This window comes from Amnimonas aquatica (genome assembly GCF_002943415.1).
Taxonomy (GTDB): Bacteria; Pseudomonadota; Gammaproteobacteria; order Pseudomonadales; family Moraxellaceae; genus Perlucidibaca; species Perlucidibaca aquatica_A.
In genome coordinates this window covers 1-11,593 of the sequence record NZ_PTQZ01000031.1, presented here as the reverse complement: position 1 = coordinate 11,593, position 11,593 = coordinate 1, and the positions used below count along the sequence as shown (strand labels likewise).

General features: G+C 67.3%; 9 protein-coding genes. All 9 read right to left on the bottom strand.

The window, feature by feature from the left end; genetic code table 11:
- Positions 1-170 precede the first annotated feature (170 nt).
- Complete coding sequence (gene dnaE / locus C5O18_RS02625) at positions 171-3,632, bottom strand: DNA polymerase III subunit alpha (RefSeq protein WP_105191313.1); 3,462 nt, start codon at positions 3,630-3,632, stop codon at positions 171-173.
- The gene (gene rnhB / locus C5O18_RS02620) at positions 3,629-4,255 is read right to left on the bottom strand and encodes a ribonuclease HII (protein ID WP_105191312.1); all 627 of its coding nucleotides are present in this window, start codon (positions 4,253-4,255) and stop codon (positions 3,629-3,631) included. Before rnhB ends, dnaE begins: the two co-directional genes overlap by 4 nt.
- A complete protein-coding gene (gene lpxB / locus C5O18_RS02615) occupies positions 4,252-5,499 on the bottom strand; it encodes a lipid-A-disaccharide synthase (protein WP_105191311.1) in 1,248 nt (415 codons plus the stop codon). Before lpxB ends, rnhB begins: the two co-directional genes overlap by 4 nt.
- Before the next feature lie 11 nt (positions 5,500-5,510).
- A complete protein-coding gene (gene lpxA / locus C5O18_RS02610) occupies positions 5,511-6,287 on the bottom strand; it encodes an acyl-ACP--UDP-N-acetylglucosamine O-acyltransferase (RefSeq protein ID WP_105191310.1) in 777 nt (258 codons plus the stop codon).
- Entirely contained in the window at positions 6,284-6,721 is a 438-nt protein-coding gene (gene fabZ / locus C5O18_RS02605; RefSeq protein ID WP_105191309.1) for a 3-hydroxyacyl-ACP dehydratase FabZ, read from the bottom strand. The genes lpxA and fabZ overlap by 4 nt, the downstream gene beginning before the upstream one ends.
- A gap of 44 nt (positions 6,722-6,765) precedes the next feature.
- Positions 6,766-7,806 carry a UDP-3-O-(3-hydroxymyristoyl)glucosamine N-acyltransferase gene (lpxD, locus tag C5O18_RS02600; RefSeq protein ID WP_105191314.1) on the bottom strand — a complete coding sequence of 347 codons (1,041 nt, stop codon included), beginning with the start codon at positions 7,804-7,806 and terminating at the stop codon, positions 6,766-6,768.
- Between the two features lie 5 nt (positions 7,807-7,811).
- Positions 7,812-8,327: an OmpH/Skp family outer membrane protein gene (locus tag C5O18_RS02595; RefSeq protein WP_105191308.1), complete on the bottom strand. Its 516-nt coding sequence runs from the start codon at positions 8,325-8,327 to the stop codon at positions 7,812-7,814.
- A 3-nt stretch (positions 8,328-8,330) separates the two neighbouring features.
- Complete coding sequence (bamA, locus tag C5O18_RS02590; RefSeq protein WP_105191307.1) at positions 8,331-10,655, bottom strand: outer membrane protein assembly factor BamA; 2,325 nt, start codon at positions 10,653-10,655, stop codon at positions 8,331-8,333.
- A 55-nt stretch (positions 10,656-10,710) separates the two neighbouring features.
- On the bottom strand, positions 10,711-11,593 hold an 883-nt coding region (rseP, locus tag C5O18_RS02585), incomplete at its 5' end, for an RIP metalloprotease RseP (RefSeq protein ID WP_105191306.1).

Below are 11,593 nucleotides of genomic sequence, written 5' to 3'. Positions count from 1 at the left end.
AACGGCTTCGATTTCGAGGCCATGATGCGCCACACCATCGAACGCAACCGCCTGCACGACATCGAAGAGTCCGGCCACGGGCACTGACAGCGAACCCGCGCGGAGCCGCCGGTCTGCATGGAGGGCGCTCCGGCCCCGCGCGGGGCGGAAAGTCCCCGGCGGCGTCCGGATCAGTAGAGCACGGTCACGCCATCCTGGCCCAGGCGCTGACGCAGACCGCGCAGCAGCGCGTCGTTGAGGGTCAGGCGCCAGCCCGGCGCCGCCTGCAGCAACGCCTGCGCGGCCGGGTGGCGGACGCGGAAGCGCAGCGGCGCGCCCGGCTGGTCCGGTGCCGCGCGGTGCGCCTGCAGCCACTCGGTGAGCTCGTGCAGGCCGCGCAGGCCGATGCTGACCGGCAGCACCAGCTCCAGACCCTTGCTGTACTGGGTACGCGCCGCCGCCAGCGGCAGGATCTGCCGGGCCACCACCTTGAGCGCACCGGCGTACTCGTCCATGGACACCTCGCCCTCGACCACCAGCACGCCCTCGCCCTGCAGCAGCGGCCGCACCTGCTCCAGCAGGTCGCTGAACACGGTGACCTCGACGCGGCCGGTGCGGTCATCCAGCGTCATGAAGGCGCGGCTGCCGCGCTGGCCCTTGACGATGCGATGCCCCAGCAGCAGGCCCGCCACCGTGGTGTTCTGGCCGCGCCGGGTCGGCTGCAGGTCGGCCAGGCGCGCATGCACGAAGCGCCCGAGCTCGCCCTCGTACTGGTCGATGGGGTGACCGGTGAGGTAGAGCCCCAGGGTCTCCTTCTCGCCCTGCAGGCGCTCGTCGTCGGTCCACTGCAGCGCTTCGGCCCACTCGCCTGCCGGGCCGGCCTCGTGCACGTCGCCGAACAGATCGACCATGCCGATGTCGGCATTGCGCGCCTGCTGCTCGGCGGCGGCCACCGCGGCCTCGATGCTGGCCATGAGCACGGCGCGGTGCTCGCCCTGCTCGTCCAGCGCGCCGGCGCGGATCAGCGCTTCCAGCGCGCGCTTGTTGAGCTTCTTGAGGTCGACGCGGCGGCAGAAATCGAACAGGTCGCTGAACGGGCCGTCCTGACGCCGGGAGACCAGCAGCGACTCCACCGGGCCCTCGCCCACGCCCTTGATGGCGCCGAGGCCATAGATGACCTCGCCGGCATCGCCGGACAGGAAGCGGAAGTCGGAACGGCTCACCGACGGCGGCCGGATCTTCAGGCCCATGGCGCGACACTCCTCGATGAGGGTCACGATCTTGTCGGTGTTGGCCATTTCCGACGACAGCACCGCCGCCATGAACTCGGCCGGGTAATGCACCTTGAGCCAGGCGGTCTGGTACGACACCAGCGCGTAGGCGGCCGAGTGCGACTTGTTGAAGCCGTAGCCGGCGAACTTCTCCATGAGGTCGAAGATGCCGCCGGCCTGGTCCGGGTCGACGCCGCGCTCGCCCGAACCCTCCATGAACTTGACGCGCTCCTTGGCCATTTCCTCGGGCTTCTTCTTGCCCATGGCGCGGCGGAGCATGTCGGCGCCACCCAGCGAATAGCCGGCCAGCACCTGGGCGATCTGCATCACCTGCTCCTGGTAGAGGATGACACCGTAGGTGTTCTCCAGCACCGGCTCCAGCTCGGGATGCGGATAGGCCACGTCGGCGCGGCCGTGCTTGCGGTTGATGAAGTCGTCGACCATGCCCGACTCCAGCGGACCCGGGCGATACAGCGCCACCAGTGCCACCACGTCCTCGAAGCGCGAAGGCTTGAGCTTCTTGATCAGCTCCTTCATGCCGCGCGATTCGAGCTGGAACACGGCGGTGGTCTTGCCCTCGGACATGAGCTGGTAGGGACGCGGGTCATTGAGCGGGATGCGCTCGATGTCGATCGGCGGTTCGCCCAGGGCGGCGCGCTTGGCGTTGATGTCCTTCAGCGCCCAGTCGATGATGGTCAGCGTGCGCAGGCCGAGGAAGTCGAACTTGACCAGGCCCACGGCCTCGACGTCATCCTTGTCGTACTGGCTGACCCACTTGCCTTCGTCGTCGCAGAACACGGCGGTGAAGTCGGTGAGCTTGCCGGGCGCGATCAGCACGCCGCCGGCGTGCTTGCCGACACCACGGGTGATGCCCTCGAGCTTGAGCGCCATCTCCCAGATTTCCAGGGCGTCGTCGTGGTCGCTCATCTCGGCGACGCTGAGCAGCTCCTCGAGCATGGGCTCCTGCTCGCGCGCCTCCTGCAGGGAAATGCCGGGCGTGAACGGGATCATCTTGGAGATGCGGTCGGCCAGGCCGTAGGACTTGCCCTGCACGCGCGCCACGTCGCGCACCACGGCCTTCGCCGCCATGGTGCCGAAGGTGATGATCTGCGACACCGCTTCGCGGCCGTAGTGCCCGGCCACGTACTCGATGACGCGGTCGCGCCCTTCCATGCAGAAGTCGATGTCGAAGTCGGGCATGGACACGCGCTCGGGATTGAGGAAGCGCTCGAACAGCAGGTCGTACTTGATCGGATCCAGGTCGGTGATGAACAGCGAGTAAGCCACCAGCGAGCCGGCGCCGGAACCGCGACCCGGCCCCACCGGCACGCCGTTGTTCTTGGCCCAGCGGATGAAGTCCATGACGATCAGGAAGTAGCCTGGAAAGCCCATCTGGTTGATGATGTTGAGCTCGAACTCCAGGCGCGCGCGGTACTCGCGCTCGATATCCGCCATGTCCGGCCGGGCCCGGTCGAAGAGCTTGTCCAGGCGCTGCGTCAGACCCTCGTGCGAGAGCTGCGAGAAATACTCGGCCATGGTCAGGCCGGGCGGCACCGGGAAGTCCGGCAGGTAGTTCTTGCCCAGCGTCAGGCCGAGGCTGCAGCGACGTGCGATCTCGACCGTGTTCGCCAGCGCCTCGGGAATGTCGGAGAACAGCTCGGCCATGTCGGCCGGCGACTTTAGGTACTGCTCCTCGCTGTACTCGCGCGGACGCCGCGGATCGCCGAGCACATAGCTCTGCGCGATGCACACGCGCACTTCGTGCGCCTCGAAGTCGTCGCGGGTCAGGAAGCGCACGTCGTTGGTGGCCACCACCGGGCACTGCAGGCGCCCGGCCAGCGCCACGGCCGCGTGCAGATGTTCCTCCTCGCCCTCGCGGCTGGTCCGCACCAGCTCCAGGTACACGCGCTGCGGGCAGCGCGCCAGCCATTGCTGCAGCAGGCGGTCGGCCTGCGCCGGATCGCTGCCGGCCAGCGCCTGCCCGACATCGCTGTGGCGGCCGAGCAGGAAGATCAGGCCGTCATGGCCCGCATCCACCCATTCGCGCTTCACCACCGGCCGGCCCTGCTCCTGATTCTCCACGAAGGCGCGCGAGATCAGCGCGATCAGGTTGCGGTAGCCGGTCTGGTTCATCACCAGTGCGGTCACCAGCGTCAGGGACTCGCCCTCGCGCACGGTGAGGTCGGCGCCGAATACCGGCTTGATGCCCTTGCCCTGCGCCGACTTGTAGAACTTCACCAGACCGTAGAGGTTGTTGAGGTCGGTGATGGCCAGTGCCGGCATGCCCTGCGCCGCGCAGGACTTGACCGCGTCACCGATGCGGACGATGGAGTCGACCAGGGAGAATTCGGAGCGCACGCGCAGGTGCACGAAGGCGGTCATGACAGGTCTCCGGCCGGAACGATCAGCGCGCGCACCGGCGCGAAGGAGCGTCGATGTTCCGGCAAAGGCCCGAGCCGCCGCAAGGCCTCCAGGTGCGCCGCAGTGGGATATCCCTTGTGTTTGTCGAATCCGTAGCCAGGATGGCGCTCGTGCAGCGCGCTCATCTCGGCATCACGCACGACCTTGGCGAGGATGCTGGCCGCGCTGATGGCCGGCACCAGGGCATCGCCCTTGACCACGGCCTGCGCCGGCATGGGCAGCGGCGGGCAGCGGTTGCCGTCGATCAGCACCTCGGTCGGCACCACCGCCAGCGCGGCGACGGCGCGCTGCATGGCCAGCATGGTGGCGTGCAGGATATTGAGCCGGTCGATTTCGTGCGGCTCGGCCCGTCCCAGGGCCCAGGCCAGGGCCTTGTCGCGAATCTCGTCGGCCAGTTGCTCGCGACGGCGCTCGCTCAGCTTCTTGGAGTCCGCGAGGCCGGCGATCGGTCGCTCCGGGTCCAGGATGACCGCCGCCGTGACCACGGCACCGACCAGCGGCCCGCGACCGACCTCGTCGACACCAGCCAGCAGGAGAGCCGCGGGATCGGGAGCGAACAGGTCAGCCGTCAGCGGCCGCTTCATGCGCCGCTATCCGCCGGGCCGACAGCGGCATCCGGCGATGGCTGCGGCTGCCCGGATCCGAGCACGGCCAGCAGGTCGCGGATGGCCGCTGCGCCGGTGGCGCTGGCATCCTGGCGCAACTGCTCGTGCAAGCCGAGGAAGAGCGTGCGCGTCTCCGTCAGCCGCGCCGGCTGCGACAGCCAGGCCAGGGTCTCGCGCGCCAGGTTCTCCGCCGTGGCCTGGTGCTGCAGCAGCTCCGGCACCACGGCACGGCCGGCGAGCAGGTTGGGCAGGCTGACGAAGGGGATGCGCACCAGCAGACGGGCAATCAGCCAGGTCAGCCAGTGCAGGCGGTAGGCCACCACCATCGGCCTCTTCAGCAGCAGGGCCTCCAGCGTGGCCGTGCCAGACGCCAGCAGCACGACATCGGCTGCCGCCATGACCTCGCGGCCGACGCCGGCACCACGGGCGTCATCGTGCAGCTGCACCGGCAGGCGGCCACGACCGGCCGGCTGCACGGCTTCGTGCGCCGCCAGCAGCGCCTCGATCTCGACACGGCGGTCCGCATTGATCGCCGGCACCAGGAAACGCACCTGCGGCCGTTCGCGGCGGATCAGCTCGGCGGCATTCAGCAGCAACGGCAGCAGACCCGCCACCTCGCCACGGCGGCTGCCCGGAAGCAGCGCCACGCAGGTCGCATCGCCCGGCACCGCCAGCGCGGCACGTGCCGCCGCCACATCCGGTTGCAGCGGCAGGCTGTCAGCCAGCGGATGCCCCACGAACACGGCGCGCACGCCGTGCTGGTCATAGAAGGCTTTCTCGAACGGCAGCAGGCAGAGCATGAGGTCGACGCTGGCACGTATGCCCTTCACCCGCCCCTGGCGCCAGGCCCATACCGAGGGGCTGACATAGTGGATGACGGGAATGCCGGCCGCCTTCAGGCGGGCAGCGATGCGCAGGTTGAAGTCCGGCGCGTCGATACCGATGTAGGCATCGATCTTCAGGTCCAGCAACTGGTCGATGAGCCGGTCGCGGATGGCGAACAGCTCGCGCAGGCGGCCGAGCACCTCGACCAGCCCCATGACCGACAGGCGCTCCATGGGCACCAGGGTCTCGGCGCCCTCGGCCAGCATCTGCGGCCCGGCGATGCCGACGAAGCGGGCATCCGGATAATGCGCCCTGAGCGCCCGGATCAGGCCGGCACCCAGGGTATCGCCGGAAACCTCGCCGGCGACGATGCCGAAGACCGGACCCGTCGCGCGCATGGCCGCGGGGCTCAGCGCGCGATGCCGCGCGTGGAGGCACGCAGCGAGTCGATGAAGATGTTGACCTCGGGCACGTCGGCGGCCAGCGCGTCGAGCAGCGGATAGGCCGCTTCCAGCGTCAGGCCGTCGCGGTAGACGATCTTGTAGGCCTTGCGCAGCGTGTTGACCGTCTCCGACGACCAGCCCTTGCGCTTCATGCCCTCGAAGTTCATGCCGCGCGCCACCGCCGGGTTGCCGCTGGCCATGACGAAGGCCGGGATATCCTTGAACAGCGTGGTGCCGCCACCGAGCATGGCGTAGGAACCGATGCGGCAGAACTGGTGGATGCCCGAGTTGCCGCCGATGATCACGAAGTCGCCGATGTTCACGTGCCCGGCGATGCCGGCGTTGTTGGCGATGATGTTGTCGTTGCCGACCACCACGTCATGCGCCAGATGCGTGTTGACCATGAGCAGGTTGCGGCTGCCGACCTTGGTCAGGCCAACATCCTGCACCGTGCCGCGGTGCAGCGTGCACGACTCGCGGATGACGTTGTCGTCGCCGACCTCGAGCCGCGTCGGTTCGCCACGGTACTTCTTGTCCTGGCACTCCGTGCCCAGCGAAGCGAACTGGAAGATGCGGTTGCGCTGGCCGATCACCGTCGGTCCGCTGATCACCACGTGCGGGCCGATCCAGGTGCCGGCACCGATGGTCACATCAGGACCGATGATGCTGTAGGGACCGACCTCGACATCATCCGCGAGCTCGGCGCGCGGATCGACGATGGCAGTGGCGTGGATGCGAGTCATACTTTCTGCTCCGCGATCAGCAGGTCGGCGCTGGCCGCCAGCTCGCCGTCGACCAGGGCACGGCAGGAAAACTTGTAGATGTGGCGGCGCGAGCCGGTGGGCACGGCCTCCAGCACCAGCCTGTCGCCAGGAATCACCTGGCGCTTGAAGCGGATGTTGTCGGCGCCGGCGAAGACATAGAGGTGGCCGGACTCGGGGCTCTTGCCGTGGGTGTAGAAGCCGAGCACGCCGGCGATCTGGGCCATGGCCTCGATCATCAGCACGCCGGGCATGATGGGCTTGCCGGGGAAGTGCCCCAGGAAGAACTCCTCGTTGGCGGTGAGGTTCTTGTAGCCCACGATGCGCTTGCCGCTCTCGATCTCGGTGACGCGGTCGACCAGGAGGAACGGGTAGCGCTGCGGCAGGTACTGCATGACCTGCTGGATGTCCATCATAAAAAAATCTCCAGACGGCCGGCATGATCTGCCGGCCGGTGTACTCAGGGCGCCTGGTCCCCTGCCGACTTTTCCAGTCGGCGGACCCGCTGGGCAAGATCATCGAGGCGACGCAGACGCACGGCCATTTTCTTCCAGTTGTCGCTCGTATCGAAAGCCGTTCCCGACGAATAGGAGCCGGGCTCGGTGATCGACTTGGTGACCATGGTCATGCCGGTCAGCTGCACGCGATCGCAGATCTCGATATGCCCGACCACGCCGACCCCGCCCGCCAGGATGCAATGCGCGCCGATGCGGGTGCTGCCGGCAATGCCGCAGCATGCCGCAATCGCCGTGTGCGCGCCTATCACCACGTTGTGCGCGATCTGCACCTGATTGTCTATGATGACGCCGGTGTGTATCACCGTGTCCTCGAGGGCACCGCGGTCGATGGTGGTGTTGGCACCGATATCGACGTCGTCATGGATCACCACGGCACCGAGCTGGGCGATCTTGCGCCAGTGCCCGCGTTCGTTGGCGAAGCCGAAGCCGTCGCCGCCGATCACCGCACCGGCGTGGATGTTCACCCGGCTGCCGACCTGGCAATCATGATAGATCACGACCCGGCTGCGAATACGACTCTCGTCCCCCACCCTCACCCGATCGTGCAGGATGGCACCGGCCTCGATGATGCTGCCGGCACCGATCACCACGTCCTCGCCGATCACCGCCTGCGGACCGATGCAGGCCGAGGCGTCGATGCGCGCGGAGGCCGCCACCACCGCCGACGGATGCACGCCGGCCGGCAGGCGGGGCGTGCGGTCGAAACGGTGCGAGACACGGGCGAACGCCAGATAGGGATTGGCCAGCAGCAATGCCTGGCCGGCGTAGTCGGCAGCGTCCTCCGGACGCAGCAGCACGGCACCGGCACGGGTTTCCTGCAGCTGCGGGCGGTAGCGCGGGTTGGCGAGGAAGGCCAGGTGCTCCGGCCCGGCCCCCTGCAGGGTGGCCAGGCCGGTGATGCGGTGGCCGGGATCGCCGCGCAGCTCGGCGCCGAGTTCGGCGGCGAGCTCGGCCAGCGTCATGCCATCAGGAGTGTCCGACATGCCGCTCACTTGGCATTGAGACGATCAAGCACACGCTTGGTCAGGTCGTGCTCCGGCGCCACGTAGATGGCAGCGCTGCGCTCGAGAATGATGTCGTAGTTGCCGGCCTTGCGCAGCTCCTCGATGATGCCGCCCATGCTCGGCAGCAGGCGCTTGAGCAGTTCCTGCTGGGCGGTCTGGGTCTTCTGCTGGACCTGCTGCAGACGCTGCGTGAACTCCATGGTCTTGGCGCGGGCCTTGTCTTCCAGCTCGGCCTTCTGCTTCTCGCCCATGGTCGCGGCGTTCTTCTGGTAGCTCTCCTCCATGGCCTTAATCTCGCGACGCAGCTGCTCCAGCTTGTCGCGCTCCGGCTTCATGTCGGCGTTGAGCTTGTCCTGCGCGGCCTTGGCAGCGCTGGTGGCGAGCAGCGCTTCTTCACGATCGACCACGGCGATGCGCATGCCGCCGGTGGCGGCCTGCGCGGCCAGCGGCGAGACCGCCATGGTCAGCGCCAGCAGGGAGGAAGTCAGGAAATTTTTCATGCATCAGAATCCTTGGCCGAGGGAGAACTGGAAGACCTGGGTATCGTCGCCGTCCTTCTCGTTCAGCGGCTTGGCGATGGCGAAGGTCAGCGGGCCGATCGGGGTGATCCAGGACAGGCCGATACCGACCGAATAGCGCAGATCACCCAGGTCGGGCTTGAAGGTCTGGCCACCGACGCCGACGACCTCGGTGTCGAAGATGTTGCCGGCATCGAGGAACATCAGCGTGCGGACCTTGTTGTTGTCGTCGACGAAGGGCGTCGGGAAGATCACTTCCAGACCGCCTTCGATCTGCACGTTGCCGCCGATCGGTTCGTCGTCGTAGCCGGTCACCGGCAGGCCGGTCAGCTTGTCGACCAGGCTGCTGCGCGGGCCCATGGCATTGTCGCGATAGCCGCGCACCGAGCCGAAGCCGCCGCCGAAGAAGTTGCGGTAGAACGGCAGCACGTCGCTGTCGCCGTAGCCGCCGCCGTAGCCGAGGCGGCCGTAGGCACGGCTGACCCAGCGACCGCGCAGCGGCATGTAGCGCTGGCCGAAGTAGGTCAGCTTGTAGAAACCGACATCGCTGCCCGGCAGACCCACTTCCAGACCCACGGTCTGCGAGCCGCCGGCGGTCGGGAAGACGCCGCGGTTGAGCGTGTTGCGCTGCCAGGACGCGGTGCCGATGTAGGAGCTGAGGCCGCTGCCGTTGGCTTCCTCGAAGTCCCAGACCACCTTGGACGGCGTGGTGCCGAGCTGGACGTCGGTCTGGTCGTAGCCGAGCGAGAAGCTGATGGTCTCGGTCTCGTCGATCGGGTAGCTGAAGCTCACGCTGCCGCCGAAGGAGTCGGTGGCGTAGTTGCTGATGTTCAGGTTGTCGAACTTGGTCTGGCGCAGGTACAGGTTGTAGCCGCGGCTGATGCCGTCCGGCGTGAAGTACGGGTTCACGTAGGAAAAGTTGTAGGAGTCGCGGATGTCGGAGCGGTTCAGGCCCAGCGAGACGCGGTTGCCGGTGCCGAGGAAGTTGGTCTGGCTGATGTTGCCGCCGAACACCACGCCGGCGTTCTGCGAGTAGCCCAGGCTGGCACTGATGGAGCCGGACGGCTGCTCGGTGACCGCGACGTTGACGTCGACCTGGTCGGTGGTGCCCGGCACGCGCACGTTCTCGCTCTTCACGTCGCTGAAGTAGCCGAGGCGCTGCAGACGCAGCTTGGACAGGTCGATCTTCTCGCCGGAGGCCTGGGCCCCCTCGAACTGGCGCATTTCGCGACGCAGCACCTGGTCATCGGTCTTCAGGTTGCCGGTGAAGTTGATGCGGCGCACCGACATGACGCGGTTCGGATTGACGTAGAACACCAGCTTGGCGGTCTTGCTGGCGTCATCGAGCTCGGGCACGCCCTGCACTTCCGCCAGCAGGTAGCCCTCGCGGCCGAGACGGCGGCTGATGATCTCGTTGGTGAGCGTCACCACCTTCTGCGAATAGACCTGGCCGGGCTGGGCCAGCAGCAGCGGACGCAGATCGGCTTCCGGCACCGGGAACTCGCCGGCCAGGCGCACGTCGGTGATCTTGTAGGGCTCACCCTCGCTGACGTTGATGTCGATGTAGACCTGGTTCTTCTCCGGCGACAGGCTGACCTGCGTGGAGTCGACATTGAAGCGCAGGTAGCCGCGGTCGAGGTAGTAGGAACGCAGCGTCTCGAGGTCGGCGCTCAGCTTCTCGCGGGAGTACTTGTCATCGCCGTAGATGAACGACAGCAGGTGGCTGGACTGCAGCTGGAGCTGCTTGAGCAGGGCATCGTCCTTGAACACCTGGTTGCCGTTGATGCTGATGCGCTTGATGCGCGCCGTGTCGCCTTCCTTGATGGTGATGGACAGCGCGACGCGATTGCGCGGCAGCGGCTTCGCGGTGGCGTTCACGGTGGCGCCGTAGCGGCCCTGCGACGCGTACTGGCGCTGCAGCTCGAGCTTGACCTGGTCCAGGGCGGCACGCTTGAACACTTCGCCCTCGCCGAGGCCGATCGACTTCAGGCCCTTGAGCAGGTCCTCCTTGCCGATCGACTGGTTGCCCTCGAGGGTGATGGAAGCGATGCTCGGGCGCTCGACCAGGCGCACGATCAGCGCATTGCCGTCGCGCAGCACCTGCACGTCCTCGAACTGGCCCGAGGCGAACAGCGCGCGGACGATGTCAGAGGACTGGTCGTCGGTGATGGCCTCGCCGCTGGAGAACGGGATCAGCGCGTAGACGCTGGCGGCCGACAGACGGCCCAGGCCTTCGAGCCGGATGTCATTGACGATGAAGGTATCGGCATGGACCTGGACGCTGGCCAGCGCCACGGCCAGGGGCAGCATCGGGAGGGTGGGCCAGTTCGGCCGGTTTCGCTTCATCAACTTGGTCATTCCAGATTCAGAACAGGCGACGGATATCGTTCAATATGGCCAGCAGCATGACACTGCCCATGAGAGCGACGCCAAACCGCAATCCCATCAGCTGCACCGACTCGGGCAGCGGCCGGCGCCGGACGGCTTCGATTGCGTAATACAGCAAGTGACCACCATCCAGTACCGGGATCGGCAGCAGGTTCAGCACGCCCAGACTCACGCTGAGCAGCGCCATGAAGCCGATCATGGCCTCCCAGCCGATACTGGCACTCTGGCCGGCGACTTTAACAATGGTGATGGGGCCGCTCAAGGCGTCCACACCGACCAGGCCGATCAGCATTTTCCACAGCGACACCAGCGACAGCACCACGATCTGGCCGGTCTTCTCGACCGCGGATGTCAGCGCGTCGATCACGCCGAGACGATTATCGCGCTTGTAGGCATCCGGGATGACAAGCGCCGCTTCGGCCACGCCGACACCCAGCCGGCCGCGCCAGCGGGTCAGGCCGTCACGCTCCTGATCCGGGGTCACGGTCATGATGATGTCCTCGCCCTCGCGGTGCAGACGCCAGGTCATGGCGCGCTCCGGATTCGCGATGATCTGCTCAACGACCTCGGCCCAGTGCGTGATGACATGGCCGTTGATTTCGAGGATGCGGTCTCCCGCCTGCAGGCCGGCCTTGTCGGCCGCGCTGCCATCCTGGACCGTGCCGATGACCGGCGGCAGCGGCGGCGTCCAGGGCACGAAGCCGAGCTCGCGGTAGGGATCGCTGTCGCTGCTGCTGAGGTAGCGGCTGACGCTGATGCGGCGATCCACGGGCGCGCCGCCGGCCTCGGGCCTGACGCTGAGGATGATGTCGCCGGACTCGCCGAGGTGGTTGATCAGCGAATAGCTGATCGACTCCCAG

Bases quoted from the DNA above. Each gene is read 5' to 3' on its own strand.
- dnaE (WP_105191313.1), bottom strand. From the start codon at position 3,632: ATGACCGCCTTCGTGCACCTGCGCGTGCGCTCCGAATTCTCCCTGGTC.
- rnhB (WP_105191312.1), bottom strand. From the start codon at position 4,255: ATGAAGCGGCCGCTGACGGCTGACCTGTTCGCTCCCGATCCCGCGGCT.
- lpxB (WP_105191311.1), bottom strand. From the start codon at position 5,499: ATGCGCGCGACGGGTCCGGTCTTCGGCATCGTCGCCGGCGAGGTTTCC.
- lpxA (WP_105191310.1), bottom strand. From the start codon at position 6,287: ATGACTCGCATCCACGCCACTGCCATCGTCGATCCGCGCGCCGAGCTC.
- fabZ (WP_105191309.1), bottom strand. From the start codon at position 6,721: ATGATGGACATCCAGCAGGTCATGCAGTACCTGCCGCAGCGCTACCCG.
- lpxD (WP_105191314.1), bottom strand. From the start codon at position 7,806: ATGTCGGACACTCCTGATGGCATGACGCTGGCCGAGCTCGCCGCCGAA.
- C5O18_RS02595 (WP_105191308.1), bottom strand. From the start codon at position 8,327: ATGAAAAATTTCCTGACTTCCTCCCTGCTGGCGCTGACCATGGCGGTC.
- bamA (WP_105191307.1), bottom strand. From the start codon at position 10,655: ATGCTGCCCCTGGCCGTGGCGCTGGCCAGCGTCCAGGTCCATGCCGAT.